Annotated in this window: 15 protein-coding genes; 10 read left to right on the top strand and 5 right to left on the bottom strand. The window is 41.2% G+C overall.

Features of this window, described 5'->3' with window-relative positions; genetic code table 11:
* Nucleotides 1-85: 85 nt before the first annotated feature.
* Nucleotides 86-511 (top strand): peptide-methionine (R)-S-oxide reductase MsrB, encoded by a 426-nt coding sequence (gene msrB / locus BM008_RS09980; protein ID WP_245748000.1) that lies wholly within the window; start codon nucleotides 86-88, stop codon nucleotides 509-511.
* A 35-nt stretch (nucleotides 512-546) separates the two neighbouring features.
* Here the strand turns inward: msrB and BM008_RS09975 are convergent, their stop codons facing one another.
* Nucleotides 547-960 (bottom strand): cupredoxin domain-containing protein, encoded by a 414-nt coding sequence (locus tag BM008_RS09975; RefSeq protein ID WP_091936564.1) that lies wholly within the window; start codon nucleotides 958-960, stop codon nucleotides 547-549.
* A gap of 123 nt (nucleotides 961-1,083) precedes the next feature.
* Here BM008_RS09975 and BM008_RS09970 point away from each other — a divergent pair, with 123 nt between their 5' ends.
* Complete coding sequence (locus BM008_RS09970; RefSeq protein WP_091936562.1) at nucleotides 1,084-1,371, top strand: DUF1294 domain-containing protein; 288 nt, start codon at nucleotides 1,084-1,086, stop codon at nucleotides 1,369-1,371.
* A gap of 8 nt (nucleotides 1,372-1,379) precedes the next feature.
* Here BM008_RS09970 and BM008_RS09965 read toward each other — a convergent pair whose 3' ends face one another.
* Nucleotides 1,380-1,739: a carboxymuconolactone decarboxylase family protein gene (locus BM008_RS09965; RefSeq protein WP_091936560.1), complete on the bottom strand. Its 360-nt coding sequence runs from the start codon at nucleotides 1,737-1,739 to the stop codon at nucleotides 1,380-1,382.
* A 59-nt stretch (nucleotides 1,740-1,798) separates the two neighbouring features.
* Between BM008_RS09965 and BM008_RS09960 the strand changes: the two genes are divergently transcribed.
* From BM008_RS09960 to BM008_RS09945, 4 genes are all read left to right on the top strand, one after another.
* Entirely contained in the window at nucleotides 1,799-2,272 is a 474-nt protein-coding gene (locus tag BM008_RS09960; protein WP_091936558.1) for a GIY-YIG nuclease family protein, read from the top strand.
* 54 nt (nucleotides 2,273-2,326) lie between these two features.
* Nucleotides 2,327-3,364, top strand: coding sequence for a DUF2278 family protein (locus BM008_RS09955; protein WP_091936556.1), 1,038 nt, complete (start codon nucleotides 2,327-2,329; stop codon nucleotides 3,362-3,364).
* A gap of 297 nt (nucleotides 3,365-3,661) precedes the next feature.
* On the top strand, nucleotides 3,662-4,102 hold the full coding sequence (locus tag BM008_RS09950) for a hypothetical protein (protein WP_245747999.1): 441 nt from the start codon (nucleotides 3,662-3,664) through the stop codon (nucleotides 4,100-4,102).
* A 327-nt stretch (nucleotides 4,103-4,429) separates the two neighbouring features.
* Nucleotides 4,430-10,615 carry an S-layer protein domain-containing protein gene (locus BM008_RS09945; RefSeq protein WP_091936554.1) on the top strand — a complete coding sequence of 2,062 codons (6,186 nt, stop codon included), beginning with the start codon at nucleotides 4,430-4,432 and terminating at the stop codon, nucleotides 10,613-10,615.
* A gap of 40 nt (nucleotides 10,616-10,655) precedes the next feature.
* Here the strand turns inward: BM008_RS09945 and BM008_RS15115 are convergent, their stop codons facing one another.
* Complete coding sequence (locus BM008_RS15115; protein ID WP_245747998.1) at nucleotides 10,656-14,117, bottom strand: nitric oxide reductase activation protein NorD; 3,462 nt, start codon at nucleotides 14,115-14,117, stop codon at nucleotides 10,656-10,658.
* A gap of 8 nt (nucleotides 14,118-14,125) precedes the next feature.
* Nucleotides 14,126-14,956 (bottom strand): CbbQ/NirQ/NorQ/GpvN family protein, encoded by an 831-nt coding sequence (locus tag BM008_RS09935; RefSeq protein WP_091936552.1) that lies wholly within the window; start codon nucleotides 14,954-14,956, stop codon nucleotides 14,126-14,128.
* Nucleotides 14,957-15,135: 179 nt separating this feature from the next.
* On the opposite strand from BM008_RS09935, the gene BM008_RS09930 reads away from it, so the two are divergent.
* The 4 genes from BM008_RS09930 (at nucleotide 15,136) to BM008_RS09915 (ending at nucleotide 19,428) form a co-directional block, all read left to right on the top strand.
* Nucleotides 15,136-16,167, top strand: coding sequence for a hypothetical protein (locus BM008_RS09930; RefSeq protein ID WP_091936550.1), 1,032 nt, complete (start codon nucleotides 15,136-15,138; stop codon nucleotides 16,165-16,167).
* Nucleotides 16,164-16,682 (top strand): hypothetical protein, encoded by a 519-nt coding sequence (locus BM008_RS09925; protein WP_091936548.1) that lies wholly within the window; start codon nucleotides 16,164-16,166, stop codon nucleotides 16,680-16,682. The genes BM008_RS09930 and BM008_RS09925 overlap by 4 nt, the downstream gene beginning before the upstream one ends.
* 100 nt (nucleotides 16,683-16,782) lie before the next feature.
* Nucleotides 16,783-18,714 carry a VIT domain-containing protein gene (locus BM008_RS09920; RefSeq protein ID WP_091936546.1) on the top strand — a complete coding sequence of 644 codons (1,932 nt, stop codon included), beginning with the start codon at nucleotides 16,783-16,785 and terminating at the stop codon, nucleotides 18,712-18,714.
* A gap of 408 nt (nucleotides 18,715-19,122) precedes the next feature.
* A complete protein-coding gene (locus tag BM008_RS09915; protein WP_091936544.1) occupies nucleotides 19,123-19,428 on the top strand; it encodes a metal-sulfur cluster assembly factor in 306 nt (101 codons plus the stop codon).
* Nucleotides 19,429-19,555: 127 nt separating this feature from the next.
* On the opposite strand, the gene BM008_RS09910 is transcribed toward BM008_RS09915, so the two are convergent.
* Nucleotides 19,556-20,023: a PGF-CTERM sorting domain-containing protein gene (locus BM008_RS09910; RefSeq protein ID WP_143072341.1), complete on the bottom strand. Its 468-nt coding sequence runs from the start codon at nucleotides 20,021-20,023 to the stop codon at nucleotides 19,556-19,558.
* Between the last annotated feature and the right edge of the window lie 273 nt (nucleotides 20,024-20,296).

Genomic DNA, 20,296 nt, shown 5'->3' with positions numbered 1-20,296 from the left:
TTAAATGAACGATGTTCCTTTTTTGATCTGTCAACACGTCACCTATTTATCACAATATGATCCACTTTTCATGGGGAGACCGAACGTGAAAGAAACAAAGGGAACAGAAAAGCAGGATGCTCCTGCAGAGAAGTCCGAAGAACAATGGAAAGAAGTATTGAGCAAGGACCAGTACATAGTGCTGCGTCAGAAAGGCACAGAGGCTCCATTCACAGGGAAATACTATGCTAACAAGGAGAAAGGTACCTATCTTTGTGCTGCATGTGGGCAGGAGCTCTTTAGTTCAGATACCAAATATGATTCCGGTTCAGGATGGCCAAGTTTCTTCAAACCCCTTGCTGACGATAAGGTAACCCTCAAAGAGGACCACAGTCACTTCATGGAAAGAACTGAGGTTGTCTGCAGTCGATGTGGAAGCCACCTTGGTCATGTTTTCGATGACGGACCCAAACCAACAGGTAAGAGGTTCTGCATGAATTCCATATCAATGGACTTTAAAAAAGAGGAATGACATTTAAATTAAAATGGATGAGGCATTGAGCCTCATTAATTGACAGTGACCGTGAGTGTCATGTCAGGAGTATCTATTACACTGAATGTGTAAGTTCCGCTTTCAGTGAATGTATATGAGTATGCATCGTTGGAATCCATCTCCTGATCCTCAAAGAGCCCATCGTCACTTACAAGGACATAGGTTCCCTGCGGTTTGTAATTTCTCCAGGCTATGGTGTCCCCTCTGTTAAGTTCAAGCTCAGAAGGTTTCATCATTCCGTAGTATTCCATTCTTACCGCGAAATCCTGTCCGTCACCAATAGGTGCAACGTCTTCTTCTACATCCTCTGCCACTGTTTCTTCGATCTCTTCTTCTACAACTGTATCTTCTGCATTATCAGCGCATCCACTAACCAGTACGCCTGCAAGCATCAATATTGTTATCAATATCAGCCATTTTTTTGTCATATTAACCACCCAATTATGATTACCAATCATTCCAGACAACCACTTCCCGGCTGGACCACAATAAGTATGATCCCTCATTTTTGACCGGGAAAAATTTATACGGTATCTGGTGAAATAAGGGCTATGGATACAACCTTTATATTCTTTGCGTATTTGCTGCTTGTGAATATAGTGGCTTTTTCCCTTATGGGGCTCGACAAGAATAAAGCAAAAAAGAACAAGTACAGGATACCTGAGAAGACACTTTTTATGTGGGCTATTGCAGGTGGAAGTATCGGGTCGATACTGGGTATGCAGCTTTTCCGTCACAAGACAAGACATCCAAGTTTCCAGATAGGAATGCCTCTGATCCTCGTGATACACATATATATTCTGATAAGGTTCCTTCTTCCATTATATGTAATGAGATAAGGTGGAGTTCAGAACTCCAGCCTTTCCATTTCTTCCAGTATCTTTGGTGTGAAAGTTGTAAAATTCTGTATCCCGCCGGTCCATGCAGCCAGCATCATGACATCTTTTATCTCCTGTGCAGTTGCATCGTACTTCTTCAGTCTCTGAAGGATCTTCACGGCACTGCTTGTCTTCTGGCTGGCGCAGGCAATAGCGAATACCATCAAATGCTTCTGCTTCTTAGAAAGGCCACCTTCTTTCTCTTCCCATACGGAACTATAGAATTGTGCCACAGCTTCTGAGAAGTCATCATCCAGTTTCTTTGCATAGACAACAGCCCTTGGCTTGAAACCTTTCACATCTTTTGCATCCTTCATTTCTTCTGGCATAGTTATCAATATGAGTTTGACAGGAAATGATTTAATGCTTTCTTTGGAGAGTATATCCTATGCAGGACAAAAGCAACTTTCCAGATATAACTGAGAAAGGGGTATACTGTCTCATATTCAAAAATAAGGACTCATCTCTTGATACGGGAAGGTTTCAGGGGGTGGTTTTTAGTTCTGGTTATCATGTATATGTTGGATCAGCACTGGGTTCAGGTGGTCTTAAAAGACTGAAACGCCATGTACTGTTCTCATTGATGAAGGATAAAAAGCCACGTTGGCATGTGGACCACCTTTCAGTATCTTCAAAGTTCGATCTGGTCTGCGTAGTATATGCTCTGGTGGATGAAGCGGTTGAATGCCAGCTTGCAGGAAAGCTCAACGAGGCATTGGATGGTGATATTATCCGAGGGTTTGGATCGAGTGACTGTAATTGTCCATCTCATCTGTTCCATAACGATACCTGCCCACGGAATATCATTGGAAACGTGTTCAATGATATGGGTCTGGAACCGAATGCCATCTGTTTCAAATGAACACGTTCTTTCATAATAGAAAACTTTTAATTCAGGAGCAGAGTAAGTTTCATCATGTCTCTTGAAAATTACGGGGTATTAAAGGGCAAACCCAAGGATTGTAAATGTGGAAAGGGCAAGAGTGCCCATTATCAGATACTTGTACATGATGGAAAGAACGAGCATCGTGTGGCTGTCAATATCAATTCCAAGATCCCTCCGTCAGAACTGCTTTATTTTGTAGATGACAACTTCACTCATCCTATCACAGAAAAGCTTGAAAATCTTGGAATGGGTTATAAGAGACTTGATAATACTTCACGTGAGATACGTCTTGATTATGTTCGTGGCGGGCTCTTTGACATATCAAAGATGCTTCCTCTGCCATGTGATGTCCCCGGTCCTTCTAATGATCTGAACGACCTTATCCAGAAACATGTAAAAAAAGCCGTAAGTTCAAGTGACAGTATCATCTATGCTTTCGGTGAAAGATGGGGTCCGGAATCCTTCCTTCCTGACAGTTTCTTTGGATTCAGACCCGGTAGTGGTATTCACGATATACATATGAATCAGGGGAATTCTCCAAAGTGGCAGGGTGATGATGCACCTAACCAGGATGGTGCCCTTCTTATCCATTTGCCTGAAGAGAACAGGTGGATAGCTATTTTCCTTGCTTTCCAGTCGCAGTGTTTCAATACAGATGCTTCAACAGGTCATTGTATGCCAGATGGTCACAAGATCCCATCGCAAAAATGTGATGATACAGATGATGCTTCTGAGGCCGCTGTTCCTGCAGGTTCTGTAAAAATAGTAGGTGCACTTGTAAATCCGACAGGTGTTGATGTAGGTAAAGAGGCTATAACACTTTTCAATGCCTCTCCAGAGGATATCGATCTTGATGGCTGGTTCATTCAGGATGGTCCTGGAAGAAAGTCCGTACTCAAAGGTGGCATTAATGCAGGCTCAGGAACCCGCATACTTCTTTCCGGCAAAGGTGTAATGCTTGCAAATAATGGAGGGGTGATCACACTCTATAATGCACAGGGCAAACTGATGCATGAGGTTAAATATACAGGAAAAGAGGTCAGGTCCGGCTGGACCATCGTATTCTGACCATCTTTTTTCTTTTGTTCTTAGTTTTCTCCGGTCCTTGTGTATAGTTCCAGGACGTTCGGGTAGTGGAGATATCGGTCTGAATACACTAGTTACCACAATGATCGTGGTACTAACATTCTGTTAATATTTTATGGTCCGATATTCAAAATATCCGACACAGTTTTATATTTAATAAGATATATTCAGGAAGTGCAGACAACTATTATTTTTGGATATATTATTCAATGAAAATAAAGATGTCTGGTTGATATTTCCGTTGCAGTTTGGTACAGGGTTGGGCAAGGAGAGATAAAAATGAGTGAACAAATAGAGAATGCAAATATGACTGGAATGATGAACTCTGTGCATAATGACATAATGGGGCATATCGGGATAAACGATGCTCAGTTGAAGAAACTGATCGCACTATCCCAGGAAGAGGTCCTTCTTGGTGGTACCAAAGATATCACTTTCAAGCTTCCGGTCAAGAATGGAAAGGGTCATCAGTCAGTTTCCCAGACAACAGCATGGGTGACCATCTCAGGCAATTTCGAGATAACTTCTCCAGATGAAGGAACATGGGATATCGTTGTCAAGGACGGCAGCAGCACCATCCTGAATAAAAAAGGAGTAAAAAAAGGGCAGAAGGTCGATTTCAAGCATAAGACCGGTTTTAAGGCCAATATCTCCCTTGATGCTAAATGGAGCGAGTCCAAAGATACAACATTGGAAGCAAAGATACACGCAAGCTATTGAGGATACAGGATCCTTATCCTCTCTTTTTATTCCATCATCGATCTACCTTTTTTCTATTTTTTTTTACGTTGTCAGTCTCTTATACAACAGCGGCAGTGTTTCAGGCAGCATAAGAGCATCATCGATTATGGTGTATCCTACATCGGAAAAAACACTGTCTGTTTTATGTCCTTATAGAGTCATATATTGTCAAAATTCTATAATATTATTCCTAAAAATTAATGATTTGACAAAATTTATATTGTATGTTTGTTTATTTCTCACCACGTTATTATAGGTGGTACTGTGGTGAAACTAAAAACATTATTTATTGGGTTAATCCTCATCATGTCATTATTTGGTGTGGGTGTTGCGAATGCAATAGAGATCAATACAAGCAATGTAAAAGATATTAGGGGTCCTATCATATCGGGAATCTCCGGTGTAGTTATAACACCAACTGATTTTTCCGGCTTCTGGTATGATATTGATGAGGGTATCGGTTCTGAGGTTCTGACTATTTATAATATGTATGGCAGAACGATCCCTGAAGTATCTCTTTTCTATAGATCATCGATCGTGCAGATAGGGTATGAAGCTGACTTTGCAAGCGACGATTCCTCTATTTATAGTGATACTTATCCTGTGATCGGTCTTTTTGGGAAAGATTATGTTGCAACGGACGATGATGATGCAGGAGAACTTGTCCCTCTTCTTCTTGACACAGGTGATAAATATACACTCAGGACCGATTCTGTACTTGAGCTCCCGGATGGATATGAGCTTACTGCAAAGCAGATCGATGTTGAAGGTGACAAGGTCCTGATGGAGTTCTCCAAAGATGGTGAACTTATTGAGAATGAAATTCTTGATGTGACCTCTGGTGAAGTAACCTGGGATTATGCCAGAGACGTTGGAAATCAGGATGATGTCATCGTCTTCAGAGTACTTATAACTGATATTTTCCAGGGTCAGGTTGATGATCTTGTAGTCATAGAAGGTCTTTGGCTTCTGGATTTTGAAGATATCCTTGAAGTAGAACCATCTGATGAATTCGGTGAACTTGAGGTTGACAGTGTTTCTGATACTATTGTAATGTACAATCAAAGGTCTTTGGCATTGTCCATGGGAGATACTGTGGACATAGCAGAAAATATGAAGATCAAGATCGCAGATGACAATGATCTTAGGTTCTATCTGATGAAGGAATGTACGGAACAGGGAATGCATGAGCTCAGAGGAACTGTTGTAACTGGTCCTTCTGCCTGGAACGGCCTTAATTTTTCAGGATTTATGTATGACCTTGATAACAATATTTATTCTGAAGGACTTGAGATCATAGACATTTACAGCAGATCCATTGCTGCAGGATCACTCGTCTATACAACTTCTGTAGTGCAGGCAGATTATAATGGCGAGTTCAACGATGAGGACACTGTTCTCTACAATACCACCTACCCTGTGGTCGGTCTTTTTGGCGAAAAATATGTTTCTCTTTCGGATACCGACCCTGATGAACTTGTGAAGTTACTTGTTGATGATGGTGGCAATTATTCCCTCAGGACCGATTCAATAATTACCCTTCCTGAAGGCTTTGAACTGACCGTAAAGCAGATCGATGTGGCAGATGATACGGTCTTGATGGAACTCTCAAAGGATGGTGTGTTCATTGAGGATAAAGTAATTGATACTACAGCAAGCCCGGTGACCTGGGACTATTCTACTGCTGTTGGAGGGCAGGCAGAGGTCATTGTTCTCAGGGTCCATGTCAGTGATGTTTCAGAGGATGCTACCGGCGGTTTCGCTATAGTTGACGGTCTTTATCTGCTAGACTATAAGGATATACTTTCCGTAGGGTCTGGTGATGAGTTTGAATGGCTTGTGGTCGATACTATCCTGGATGGCACTATCACAATGTATAATTCCGATACAATTATTCTCAATGAAGGAAACACTATTGAATTTGCTCCTGGTATGAATCTACAGGTAGCAGATGATCCTGCATTGAGGTATTATCCTTTTGTTGAAAGCTATAATGAGCAAGAGACTCTGATGTTTGTATCTTTCAGTCCATCAAAGACCATTGAAGGCTCAGAGAGTACATCCCAGCTTTTCAGGATAAATTTGAATCAGGCTGCAAATATTACATGGTTCCTTGATGATGTAAATGTACAGTCCACTCTTTCTTCAACAAATTCTTCATACTACGCCCTGCCACCTTCATACGGAGAACATGCTGTGAAAGTGGTTGCTTCAAATGAGAATGGCAGTGCAACAACGGAATGGGAATGGCTCATTAAAAAAGACCCAAGGACAGTTGATGAGTTTGAGTTCCGAAGCTCTGTTATTTCAACTGTATCTGATATAATAATCAGGCCAACTGATTTTTCAGGATTCTGGTATGATGTCGATAACGGCATTGGTTCAGAGTGTATCACAATTTACAATATTTATGGCAGGTCAATACCTCAGGGAGAATTGTGGTATAATGTGTCTATTGTGCAGATGGGATACGAAGCTGACTTTGCAAGTGAAGATGCCTCTGTTCATAATGATACTTACCCCGTGCTCGGTCTTTTTGGGAATAAATATGTTGCAACGGCTGATGATGATGCAGGAGAACTTGTCCGGCTCCTTGTTGACACAGACGACAAGTACACACTTAGGGCCGGTTCTACGCTTGATCTTGCCAATGGATATGAATTGACTGCACAGCAGATCGATGTAGAAGGAGATAAAGTCTTGATGGAACTCTCCAGAGATGGAGAATTCATTGAAGATCATGTTATTGATATCACGGTAGGGGAAGCAACATGGGATTATAAAAGAGATGTGGGCGATCAGAATGATGTCATCGTCTTCAGGTTGCTCATTACTGATATCTTTCAGGGAAGTGTTGATGATCTTGTAGTCGTGGAAGGTCTTTGGCTCCTGGATTTTGACAACATTCTTGAAGTGGACCCATCTGATAAATTCGGTGAACTTGAAGTTGACAGTATTTCCGATTCGATCACAATGCTCAATCACAGATCATTAACACTGAACAGGAGTGATACTGTGAATATAGCAGAAGGTCTGGAATTCAAGGTCGCGGATGATGATGACCTTCGGTTCTATCTGATGGAGGAATGCACAGAACAGGGAGTTCACCAGTTAAGGGGGGCTGTTGCAACCGGTTCTTCTTCATGGACGGCTCTCAACTTTGCAGGATTTATGTATGATCTCGATAATGATATTCGCTCAGAAGAACTGACGATCATAAACAGTGGTCCGGTTCTTCCTGATGAAGGAGGGCTCAGTTATACAACCTCGATCGTACAGGCAGAGTATGCTGCAGAGTTCAATGTTGAGGATACTGTTCTCTACAATACCACATATCCTGTAATAGGTCTCTTTGGTGAGGAATATGTCTCCCTTTCGGATACAGATCCCGGAGAGCTTGCGAAGTTGCTTGTCGATAGCAGTTATAATTATACACTAAGGACCGGTTCCGTCCTTGATCTTCCGAATGGATATGAACTGACTGCAAAGCAGATCGATGTAGAAGAAGATAAGGTCTGGATGGATCTTTCCAAAGATGGTGTATTCGTTGAAGATGAAGTTATCGATGTAACAGGCGGTGAAGCAACCTGGGATTATGATCCGAATGTTGGAAGCCAGAATGATGTTATAGTATCCAGAGTACATATCAATGAAGTTTCTGAGGATGGAGATGGTAGTTTTGTGGTAGTCGATGGTCTCTATCTGATAGATCATCAGGATATAGTTTCAGTTGATGCAGGCGATGAGTTCGGGGAGCTTTTTGTTGATACTACCTGGGGTGGTACTATAAAAATGTATAATTCCCGTACACTTTTGCTCAGCGAAGGAGATATAATTGAATTTGCCCCTGGAATGTATCTACAGGTCGCGGATGATCCTTATCTGAGATACTATCCTTTTGTAGAATGTAAAATTGAGGGGACAATACCCAATGAAATGCCTGTGGCAACAATATCATCTATGTCTCCCAATCCAGCCAGTGAAAATGAATACGTTTCATTTACAGGTCTCGGAAATGATGTAGATGGTATAGTTACTGGTTATAATTGGAGGTCCAGTATCGATGGTTACTTGAATAATTCAGCAAGTTTTAGTACCAATGCTCTTTCTCCAGGAGTTCACACCATCTACTTTAAGGTTCAGGATGATGATGATGCGTGGTCTGAAGAGGTATCATCTATCTTGACCATAAATGAAGGTCTCAATGGAAAACCTCTTGCGATCATTGATTCTATTTCCCCTGACCCATCTAATATTAGTGAGGTCGTTGATTTTGCAGGTTCAGGTACTGATATTGATGGTTATGTTGTTGCATATAACTGGAGATCAGATATAGATGGCCAATTGAATACCAGTTCAGATTTTTCAACATCGTCCCTTTCTGCAGGAGAGCATACTATCTATTTCAAGGTTCAGGACAATGATGGCGCCTGGTCATCTGAAGTAAGTGATACAATTGTAGTTGATGATGGTGATCCTTTAGTCGGCATAAGTGTTGGTTTTGAGAGTAATATCAGTGTGAACAATCCAGTTGACATAACACTCAATAGCAGTGATATGTATCTTCTGAAAAGTGAGTTTCAGATAGTGAACAGTTCAGGACATGTGGTTTTCACCCAGGATCTGACCAATCACATAGTTTCAGGTGAATACAGTTTGACATTGTACTGGAATACAAGTGATTCTCTTGGTAAAGCTGTGCCAAGCGGAACTTACACTATGAGCTTGATAAGCTATGATGAACTCGGGAATTCAGCATCAAAAGATGTTATTGTTGTTGTAGACAACACAGTTCCTGTGATCAGCATTGATGAGATCATCGGGCATGTTACTCAGGGAAGCTATGTTTATAGTAGTTCCAGTCTTGTAGTGAACACATCAGTGTCTGAAGATGTGAACTTTGTAGGATACACACTTGACCTGGTCCCCACTGATAATGGCGTTAGTATAAATGCAGAACTTATCAATAACAAGTGGAGTGCAGAGTTCGACCTTTCATCACTGGATGAAGGGCACTATAACCTGAGTGCTACTGCAAGTGATCCTGCAATGAATACTAATTCCACAATTTCTGAAACGCTGGTAGTAGTTGATCACACATCTCCTGCCTTTTCCTCAATAACTTCTCAGTACAACGAAACCCATAGGAATGTCACAGTAAGTGTTTCTGAAAACCTTACTGAAACTCCTCAGGTTGCAGTGAACTCCGATTCCATCACAGTCTATCAGGATGGTAGTAAATGGACAGGATATTTCCCGCGTGGTACTGACATTGTGTTCTACGTGAATGTAAAAGGTACTGACCTTGCCGGTAACATTGGTGAGAGCACTTCAGTGATGTACTTTGAAACAATGGTCTATGGCAATGGAACAGGAATATTCAACAGTAGTGAATTTGGTATGTCCATTATTTTTAATGGAACTAATGATACCACTGGTTCCATAATAGTAACAGAAAGTACTCAACCAATGGAAGATCTGAACGATGGATCGATCGGCCTTTATTTCTTTAATGTTGAACTGGATGAAGCTCTTGCGGAGAACATGTCAGGCGCTTTGATCGCAATACCTACAGATCCAGTGGTTTTACCTGATGGAATGACCAAAGAGGATGTTTCCATTCGTTATTACAATGAGACCTCATACAAATGGGATAATTGTTCAACTTCAATAGATATCATCAATGGTAAAGAATGCTGGACAGCTTATGTGTCTCACTTCTCTACATATGGAATTACTGTATTTGATATTCCAGAGTCCGATGATCCGATTGATATCGGTAGCAGTGTTTCATCCAGTGGAAGTGGCTCCTCTGGTGGTGGAGGCGGTGGCGGGGGTACCACTGGCGAAAAGTATGAGAATATTCTTGTAAAGGATGTGCTGAACATCTTTGTAAATAAGGACTCACATGTCAATTACGAGTTCACGAAAGATGGCAATGCTATCTCATCAGTTCAGTTCGATTCCCTGAAGAACTCTGGTAAGATATCAACAATTGTTGAAGTATTGAAAGGTCGGTCATCATTTGCAGACCTTGATGCACCAGGTACTGTCTACCAGCAGATGAATATCTGGGTTGGTAAATCCGGGTTTGTAACTCCGGAGAATGTTGAGAACCTGTTGATCACTTTCAAGGTTGAAAGATCATGGCTTGAAGAAAACAATATCGTAGCAAGCACAGTGCATCTCTATAGGTATACAGATGGTTCATGGAATGCACTTCCTACTTCTGTGACCGAGGAAGACGATGAATTTGTTCACTTTGAGAGCGAGACTCCAGGATTCTCTCCATTCGTGATAGGTTCAGAGGCCGAGGTGACCGATATCGTTGAAGAGGATACTAAGATGTCTGTAGGTGATGAAAGTACGGAAGATATAACAGTTGAAGGAGATTCAGAAACTTCCGGAAGTTCTACGGGTATTCTTGCAATACTGGGAGGAATATCGGTCCTGCTAGTAGGTGCATATGTAATGTACAGTAAACGGAGCTAAAGCTCCGTTTTACCTTTTTATTTATTCTTAGGCAGATAGTTCACGTTGTCAGTCTCTTATACAACAATGGCAGTGTTTCAGGCAGCATAAGAGCATCATCGATTATGGTGTATCCCACATCGGAAAAGATATTATCCAGGTAATCTCCTGGGTTCTTATCAACTGTAATGCAGAAGAAATGCATACCCCTGTTCTTTCCCTCAGCAATTGCCACTCTCGTATCTTCCTGTGCGATATCTCCCTGATATGAGTCCTCTCCCTTTGACCTGTCATAGGGTTCACCATCAGAGAGCAGCACCAGCATCTTTGTACTTGCACCTGCGTGTTCCAGTTTCTTTATGGAATGGCGGATGGCTGGTCCAAGACGGGTGTTGGACGCAGGTTGTAGAATACTTATCCTCCGTGCTACATCATCAGAGAGTTTTTCATCGAATTCCTTGATAACAAAATACTCAACAGCTTCCCTGCTCTTGCCGGAAAAAGCGTATATTGCATAATTATCCCCTATGCTCTCAAGTGCCTGGCTCATTATTATCAGTGCATCTTTTTCAACTTCCAGTATGCTTCTGCCATCTGCACCAAGTACCTTACGTGTGGAAGCGCTCACATCCATCAGGAATAGGGTTGCTACATCCCTTTCGTGTTTATCCCACCTGATGTAGAGTCCTTCGTCAGGATTGACACCGCATTTCTTTGCGATAAGTGACTCCGTGAAGGCATCGATGTCGATCTCAGTACCATCGTTCTGCTGTTTCAACCTGTGGAATACCTCGGGTTTCATCAGACCAAATGTATGCTTTAGTAGTGATATTTCATTGGAATAACGTTCCATTGCCTTGTTATAGTAGGCTGTGGACCCTCCCACAGGTTCTATTTCATTTATGGTGCTCCACTCTGACCTGTAGTCATTGATCGTACTGTCCCACTCATCATATTTGTATCTGCCAAGAAGCTTCCAGTTCTTTTCCATTGCCTGCGTGGGTCTGTCAGTGGCCTGCTCTTTAGGTCTATCCTCCTCAGCTGTGAGGTCAGTTTCAGTTTCAGGGATGAAGTTCTTGATGACATTCTCATAGGGTTTTGTCATCATAGGGTCGATAGGTCCGGCAGCACCTACGTCCATTCCACGATAACCTATATTTTTGATCATCATGTACTTGATCTGTTCAAGTGGTCCAAAGACTTCCTCGATCATGGAATATATACCAAAGGCAAGTTCAAGAGAGGAAAAGGTGCTTGACTCCTGGTTGAATATATTTTCATTTAGTTCTTCCCTGACCCTGTCAAGGGTGGATCTGACAGTTTCTTCCAGTTCGAACTCAGGTTCATGTCCTGTAGTGACCCATAAAAGTGCCTCCATGAACCTTTCCAGTCCCTCCTCCGGTACAGGTCTCATGAGAAGCATCCTGTGTCTTACATCTTCAAGGTCTGAACGCACTCCTTTGTAGTGGTCCATTATCACGTATTCGACACGTGCATCTTCCAGCACTCCGAATATGGTCGCAGCAAGTATCTGGTTCGGGAAAAGTGAGAGCAGATCAACAGGGTCGATGTCTTCGTTGTTCTGGTCAGGTTCTGTTGCTTCTTCATTGGTTGGAGCTGGATATTTTCCTCGTATCCTCTCTGCAAGTGCATTCACGTTCTCCTGTGGCACATCCAGTGATGTGAAACGTACATGTCCTACCTCGTGCATCACACTGAGCTTGTATATCTTGAAATTATCCTCTGTATCCTGATAGATCCCCATCCCCGGTGCAAGGTAAATGGTATTGCCTGCTATGATAGGGTTCATGCCCTCTGCTTCTATCTGGAGAGGTAATGCTGCCATAGAACGTATAACAAAATTACTACCAGAAAGTCCAAGGGCATAGTATCTAAGTACGTTTGCCACTTTTTTGAGGGCAACAGCACCGGTGAGCTCTTCTACCAGTTCTCTGGAACTCTTCGATTCAAGTGAGAAATATGCCTTTCCTGCAGTTTTCTTTTCCTCTGCAGCTTCAAGTCCTTTCAGTGTCCACTCTTCCAATTCTCCAATATCCAGTTTCTCAAGCAGTGAAGGTGAGTGAGAGAAATAATCCAATGCAAGCTTCCTGTCCTTAGAGTATACTTTCAGTCCGATCTCAGCCCACTTTGCTGTATTCTCTGTTCCTGCCCTGTCAACAAAAGGACCGAGGAATTCAAAGAAAGTGCTGCTAAGGGCTCCTTCTTTTTTAAGAAGAGTATTTGCGATACTGAATATCTCCTCATGTTCTTTTGATTCAATTTTACTTAATGTCAGAACAGAATTCCTGTAATAGCTGGAACCCAATTCAGGTCCCTGTATGGCTATCCCTTCTCCTGTTCCTATCCATTCCTCGAACATATCAGAGCTTAGGATATTGTATGCAAGGGAAGCATTTTCAAAATAACTGAGGATACATTCCGGCTGGATATCTGCAAGCTGGATGCCTTTGTCTATCAGTATCGATCTTGCATCCTTATTTGTATCATCATAGTGATCTCCAAGTGCAAGGCTCGATGGGATCACATTTCTGAGTGCTGTTTTGTTAGCAGGGAATGCGGATATGGCTTTATCCTTCCATTCCTCTACTTCTTTTAGTTCCAATATGTCAAGGTATTGTGGGATCGTATCAAGGAATACCTTTGCACTTTCACTGTCAGTGGTTGCAATATCCATTGTAATTGTGACGAGTGTTTCCAGATCGTTCTCATTTGCTTTTTCCAGGATAGGTCCTGCATTCCTTAACAGTGCTATTGCGGGGGCTTCCCCCATCTCAAGGATATTTTCCATTGATGAGAGGAGTTCTTCTCTTCTCGATGGTCGGACAGCAGGCAATGTCTTTACTGCTATGTTTATGAGTTCGATCGCTGTGAGCCAGTGGACCTTGATAATGTGTCCTGTTATATGGCAGAACAAGGCAAAATTCTCAGTAGTAAGCAGTGAGTGAAGCAGCCACAGATGTTCAAAATAGGCTTCGGCAACTTTCACATTGACCTTGCCTATGATCTCTCCTTTTCCGACGAGTTCCTGGAACCTTGCAGGTTCGGTTGATATCACTACTTTTCCAGTGTGTTTGAAGTAGGCTATTGCCATCCATTTGTTCTGTTCGGACAGGGCTATGCCTGTTTTCGTCCAATTCTCCAGTAGTTCCAGACCACCTTTCTCTATGATCGCAAGTGAGGAATCAAAGAAACCTTCACAGCAGGATACGCTTAGTTTTGAGATATCTCTAGCAAGGGCAAGCCAGTTCTCAAATTCATTCTCCCCGAGGGTTCTGTAAACATAGGGGGCAGCACCAAGGTATGCTATAAGCACTCTCATTCCACGTCTGAGTGCTCCTTTACCAGCGTGAAGAACTGCTTCCAGCTCTTTGTCATCTAAGTTCTCAAAGCCTGCTGCTAATTCGGTAATTTCGGAACTGTCAAGTTTTGGAAAATGGCCTGCTATCAGTTCTTCGATCTTCCCGGTTGTGGCAGGTACTTGTTTACCTGTGTCTTCTGCCACGTATCAGTTCACTCCATTATGGCTGCAATGATCTCATCGATACTCTTCTGGAGGTCAGGATTATCAGTTATTGGCTTTGCCATTGCTATCCTGCAGGCTTCCTTCGACTCGATACCTTCCTGGATAAGCTTTCCTGCGTATATCAACAGACGTGTACTGACCCCTTCTTCAAGACCATGGTGTTTGAAGTTCCTGATACTCTGCCCTATTTCCACAAGCTGGGTGGCTGTGTTCTCGTCGACCTTGCTCTCATGGGCAACGATCTGCTTTTCCAGTTCAGCAGGCGGGTAATCAAAATCAATAGCAACGAATCGCTGTCTTGTGCTCTGTTTCATGTCCTTGACAATGCTCTGGTATCCGGGGTTGTATGAGACAGAAAGCATGAACTCATCTGGTGCCTTAACAACTATTCCAAGCTTGTCAATAGGGATTATACGCCTGTCGTCAGTAAGTGGGTGAATAACAACTATGGTATCTTTCCTGGCCTCAACAACTTCATCAAGGTAGCAGATAGCTCCTGCCCTGACAGCTTTTGTGAGAGGTCCGTCACTCCACTCGACACTCTCTCCTTTTATCAGAAAACGTCCCACAAGGTCAGTGGCGGTGAGGTCCTCATGACAGGCAATTGTTATCAGAGGCCGCTGTAATTTCCATGCCATGTACTCCATGAACCGTGTCTTCCCACAGCCGGTAGGTCCTTTGAGATTCACCGGAAGCAGGTTCTTGTAAGCGGCTGTGAATATCTCCACCTCATTGCCAACTGGTACATAGTAAGGCTCTTCGGTTATCAGGTATTCATCGACTGGAAGTTCCTCGGATAAAGCGCATTTCATTGCCATAGCTACTCCTCTTATGATAGTACTCTATCCTTTTCTGGTTTAAATGTGCTGTGCAGGGGGAATTTATATTTTCTGTCCATGTTTTTTCAGTGGGATTACTTTTTATTTAATCAAGTCTTTACTTCTTAAAGATTAAGCAAAAGGAAACCTCTATTTTAAAATATAGGTGGAATGATTTAATGTCTAAAGTAAACTTACATCCTTATTCTATAACAATTCGAGAGAAAAGGTCAAAAGAAGACCAAGATATCAATAATCTATTTGGAACAAATAAATCTCTTATTGATGTAATTTCTAATGCGATATCAACCTATAATAAAAAACCGTTTTTGCAAAAATCAAGCAAAAAAGCATTAAAATTCGAAAAGTCTCCGAAGGTTACCAAAGATAAAGAAATGGATATACTTCAATCTTTAGTTTACTATGGAGAATATGGGATTATAAGAAAAATAATGGATACTAATACTGGTGAAATTGACGAAAAGTCTATTGATCGTGAGAAAACTCCAGTGTTTGATTTGACTTTTACTTATTTTCAAGATAAACTGATAGAAAATAAGGCTTATTTAATAGCTCAAACCTATTCTAGGAATGGATATAAAACAATTTTAAGTGAAATGTTAAAAAAAGAATTGAATGAAATGTTAAAAAAGGAATTGGGCGACGAAAATGAAATAAATGCCATTATATCTGTCAATCCTTTAGTTAGCAAAGAACTTATTGATATTATGAACCATGGTGACCGAATAACAGAAATAGAATTTATTTCTCACGATGTTTCAAAAGATAATGCAAGCAAGATTTTATCAACAACAGATGATGGTGTAAATCTTAATAACAATGAATTGATTGAAATTGACAACTTGAATAGTGTAAACCTGTCTATAACCTCTTCTAAAAACGAAAGTTTGGTTCCATATGCGAAAGTAAAAGAACTAACCACCTTTCTAAAAAAGATGATTTTAAATTCAAAAGACACTGTATTTTATGAAGTAACGAATTCAGAAATGAACGGGGTAAAAGTAACGGTGACAACTCCTCTTAGAGAGTTCATAGTTAAGATTGATTCAGATGACCTTAAATTTAGAGAATCTTACCCTCTTATGGATAAAGATGTTATAAAAAAAGATGGAACAATAGCACACAATTATGTTATGAGCGAAGCACGTGAGTATGCAGCCAGTGTTGCAAGGAAATACAGATCGCTATGACAAATAACGAAAGTCCAATGATTTTTGATGTCTCACATATTATAAGGGATAATTACTCAAAATTAGAAAGAGATGCCCACCTTTCTCACATAATCTTTTGGATAATATTTGTTCCTTATATAATTGCAGTAGTGCTTTCTGTGTTTCCTTTGTTTGTAGCTTCCTGTAAATTAGAACAATCTAACTACGTTATTTCTTTTTCATCAATCATAATTGGTTTTCTTATAAATTCTGCTGTTATGTTAAAAGCAGTGGATACAAGGTCTTCATTGGGTAGTGCATTGAAAGAAAGAGCATTTGCAAATATATTCTATACTATTTTAATAGGTATAGTGTTAGTTATTGTGGTAATTGGTGGAACTTGGATTGATCCTACAATTGTTTATTCTACTAAATTTTCGTTTTTCATAACCGTTCTTTTGATATTTTATATTATTACAATGTATTTTTTATTTTTCCATTTTATACTCATGATTTTTGTAGTTATGAAAGCATTTTATGCAGTTTGCAGATAATTATTTTTATCATTCAGTTTGAACTCTGGCCAAAACACTTTTTATGATCTATGTATAACATTACAAAGTACTGACAGTCTAGTTGGGATATGTGGTTATCATGGATCTTAAAAAAAGCTCTATAAGGGCTATGGTTTTGTTGCTTATATCTTTAGCATGCGTATCGCTGATAGTGCCTTCTCTGGCGCAATCGAACATTGGGTCCGACTATATGAATATCGATGTCAATATACACGATGGTTATGCCATTACCACCGTTGAGGAAAAGCTTGACAACACGGGTAATTCATCTGTAACGGACAAATTCCAGTTCCTGATACCTGAGGGCGCTTTCATGTCGGCATTCTCCATAACGATAGATGGAGAAGAATATCAGGCTGACATCCTTGAGAATGAAGAGGCACAGCAGAAGTTCGCAGAGGCGGTATCAAGTGGAAGAACAGCAGGTCTGCTGGAAACAAGAGATACCGAGCTTTTCTCATACTCACTGAACTTCGAGGCTAACCAGAGCATCATAGTGAAACTCACCTATGAGCAGGCTCTTGCAAGAACAATGGATGAGTACGAATATCTGCAATATCTTCAGAGCAACCATGTTGTGGAAGACCTGAGCGTTACTGTGGATATCAGTTCATCCACCGATATTCTGAGTGTTGAGACACCGGGCCTTGAAACAGATATTTCCTATCCGTCCACAGACAGTGCAAAGGTGGAATATTCTTCAGAAGGTCTGCAGGATTCGGATATGACCATTGTGTTCAAAACTGAGAATACAGATTCTGACGGTGAGATGCTGTTCTATGAGATCAATGGAACAGGTTATTTCATGCATATATTCTCACCCACTGCCGATGAACTTGGGACTTCTCCTCTGAACAAGGATATCATTTTTGTGATAGATAAGTCCGGTTCAATGGATGGCATGAAGATAGAGCAGGTGCGAGAAGCATTCTCAAGTATCATCACAGATTTGCCTGAAAATGACCGTTTCAATATAGTATTCTTTGATTCGGATGACATGCCATATAGTGACGAGATCCTGATGGCAAACGAGGACAACAAGGCTCAAGCAGCATCAGAGGTGCTTGGTACAGATTCATGGGGAGGTACGAATATCAATGATGCACTGGTGGAAGCACTTGAAATGTTCTACGCAAAGAGTGACAATGTACCAGTCATAGTGTTCCTGACAGATGGTGAACCTACAGAAGGGGTCACATCAACTGCGGTGATCAGGCAGAACGTGCTGGAAGCTAACAATGTGGATGCAGCTATATTCTCCATAGCCTTTGGAAATGAATATAGTTATGATTTTAATTTCCTTCAGGCACTGAGCCTTGAAAACAAAGGCATAGCGGTCTATTTTGAGGAGAACTCCGAAGCATCGGCAGGTATAAGTGATTTCTATGAGACCATCTCAACACCACTTGTGACAGACCTGGTGTTTACCTATGATGAAGGCACGAATGTGGTTATCACAGGTAAGGATCATCTTTTTGCAGGTTCTGAGGCAATTATCCTGGGTAACTATGATGAGGGTGCATCGGTCATTACTGCAGTGGCAGATGGCAGCACCGGAGATGGAGATTATACCTCTGAGCATAAGTTCTCTGTTCAGACCATGGATGATAACAGTTTCATTCCACGCCTATGGGCTTACAATACTATCAGGGATAAACTCGATATGATGAAGGTCGAAGGCGAGACCGATGAACTTGTCTCCGAGGTAACTGCTCTGTCATTAGTATATGGTTTTGTGACTCCATACACATCATTCTTTGTGGAGATACCACAAGTAGAAGAACCAGAGGTAGATGATTCAGATATGGAAGATTTCGATTCCCTAGGATCTGATGAGGAAATGGTAGTGGATATGGTTGTGAATGAAGTCGAGGAAGCAATGGATGAATCAATGCCACTTGAGGAACCCTCAGAGGACTATGCGGAAGAGGAGTCCCCTGGATTCGGTATGATACTTGCATTGTCAATGTTCGGATTTGCTATGTTTTGTTCCAAAATAAAAAGGCAGTAGTTAACTTAGATATTGGAAGTCTTTGTGGCTTCCATTTGTTTATTTTTGCTTTCAAATAGAAAATAAGAACGATAGTAGCAACTCAGTATGCTGATAATTAGCCAGTTAGTAGAATGGCTGTCTATAATACTGCTATCATTTGAGATTCATATATCCTGCAGCTAACCCCATGACAAATATCATTGCTACATATAAGAGAATCACAAGCATTATTCTCATAGTGCTTGAAGAACTTCCACTGTCATTCATACGTACCATATAAATGGAAGAGTACGTTGTATAAATATTTTGTGAAATTTTTTCTATTTCGTCAGGCTGATATTTCGTATCACAAACATCTTTATAGATGCCAGTCAGAATTTCCAATAAGGGATATGTCGATAAATGACCGAACAGGGAGTGGTAACTATGGTCACAGAGAAAGAAGTAATAGATGTCCTGCGGGAGTGTTATGACCCTGAAATACCTGTCAATATAGTTGACCTGGGTTTTGTCAGGGGAATAGATATAGAAGGGGATAGTGTCCACATCAAACTCACACTGACGACTCCGGGCTGTCCCATGCACCAGAGGATCGGTGATGATGTAAGGGACAAGGTCCTGGGTATTGAGGGTGTAAAGGATGTTGAGGTAGAGTTCGTATTCGATTCCCCGTGGACCCCGGATGAGATGTCAGACGAGGCAAAGAAGAAACTGGGTATTGATGATAGGTAATGTTTAGGAACTATGTTCGATCCAATTTTAATTAAGGGACAGAAAAAAGAGAGATAGGATCGGATCAATAAAAATTAGAAGAAAGGTCGTTCCGGAATGTTACCGGAACGATGTGACATCTTTCTGATCATCTTCTTCTTTTCAGGTATGCAGCTGATGCTATTCCTGCAATTGCAAAGACCATTTCAAATCCTGGAGATTGATTACCAGATGTTTCTTCGCTTGCAGCCTCCTCTTCCATAGGCTCCATGTCCTCTGCTTCTTCTTCCATTTCATCCATCATGGTCTCAGGATAATCTTCGGCATCTCCCGGAAATGTCAGGGCATTGATCTCTTCTATATTTGTGAAGCCATCTTCATCAGAGTCGGTCTCTTCTGTTGCTGCAAAATCCAGTCCGCTTGCCAGAACATCCATTCCATAAGGTGTCAGGGCATCTTCCGTGTGACATGTAGCACATGAATCAAGTACTGTCCCCTCTACGCTATATGTTTGGTTGAAGGCCCCGAGAGCATCGGGTGTTGCTGACGTGACAGTTATACCTGCCAAAGTTATCGTTACCAATAGCAATACACTAGTAATTAGTTTATACCTCATGTTCTAACCCCATTTGTTATACTATTAATAGGCTGATCATCTCTTATTTATTATTTGTCATACATTCGTCAGAATTCATTAATGCTATACTTTTTGTTAATGGATATTCAAGGCTAGGTAGGATCAACCGTTATATCCATATTGTATGGGTCATTATGTGCACCAGAGCTGTCAATTGTTGTCGTTTATAGTTTCCAATGTGGGTGGATGGAATTCGGCATGGAGGCAGGAAGTGAAGGCTAGAAATAAGAATTATAGTTCTGCCACTTTGAA

This window comes from Methanolobus profundi (assembly GCF_900114835.1).
GTDB classification, from domain to species: domain Archaea; phylum Halobacteriota; class Methanosarcinia; order Methanosarcinales; family Methanosarcinaceae; genus Methanolobus; species Methanolobus profundi.
The sequence above is the reverse complement of the archived record's forward strand: the minus strand, read 5'-3'. Positions and strand labels throughout refer to the sequence as shown.

What these genes read in the sequence shown, in the direction of transcription:
- BM008_RS09975 (WP_091936564.1), bottom strand. Translation starts at nt 960, where the DNA reads ATGACAAAAAAATGGCTGATATTGATAACAATATTGATGCTTGCAGGC.
- BM008_RS09970 (WP_091936562.1), top strand. Translation starts at nt 1,084, where the DNA reads ATGGATACAACCTTTATATTCTTTGCGTATTTGCTGCTTGTGAATATA.
- BM008_RS09965 (WP_091936560.1), bottom strand. Translation starts at nt 1,739, where the DNA reads ATGCCAGAAGAAATGAAGGATGCAAAAGATGTGAAAGGTTTCAAGCCA.
- BM008_RS09960 (WP_091936558.1), top strand. Translation starts at nt 1,799, where the DNA reads ATGCAGGACAAAAGCAACTTTCCAGATATAACTGAGAAAGGGGTATAC.
- BM008_RS09955 (WP_091936556.1), top strand. Translation starts at nt 2,327, where the DNA reads ATGTCTCTTGAAAATTACGGGGTATTAAAGGGCAAACCCAAGGATTGT.
- BM008_RS09950 (WP_245747999.1), top strand. Translation starts at nt 3,662, where the DNA reads ATGAGTGAACAAATAGAGAATGCAAATATGACTGGAATGATGAACTCT.
- BM008_RS09945 (WP_091936554.1), top strand. Translation starts at nt 4,430, where the DNA reads ATGTCATTATTTGGTGTGGGTGTTGCGAATGCAATAGAGATCAATACA.
- BM008_RS09935 (WP_091936552.1), bottom strand. Translation starts at nt 14,956, where the DNA reads ATGGCAATGAAATGCGCTTTATCCGAGGAACTTCCAGTCGATGAATAC.
- BM008_RS09930 (WP_091936550.1), top strand. Translation starts at nt 15,136, where the DNA reads ATGTCTAAAGTAAACTTACATCCTTATTCTATAACAATTCGAGAGAAA.
- BM008_RS09925 (WP_091936548.1), top strand. Translation starts at nt 16,164, where the DNA reads ATGACAAATAACGAAAGTCCAATGATTTTTGATGTCTCACATATTATA.
- BM008_RS09920 (WP_091936546.1), top strand. Translation starts at nt 16,783, where the DNA reads ATGGATCTTAAAAAAAGCTCTATAAGGGCTATGGTTTTGTTGCTTATA.
- BM008_RS09915 (WP_091936544.1), top strand. Translation starts at nt 19,123, where the DNA reads ATGGTCACAGAGAAAGAAGTAATAGATGTCCTGCGGGAGTGTTATGAC.
- BM008_RS09910 (WP_143072341.1), bottom strand. Translation starts at nt 20,023, where the DNA reads ATGAGGTATAAACTAATTACTAGTGTATTGCTATTGGTAACGATAACT.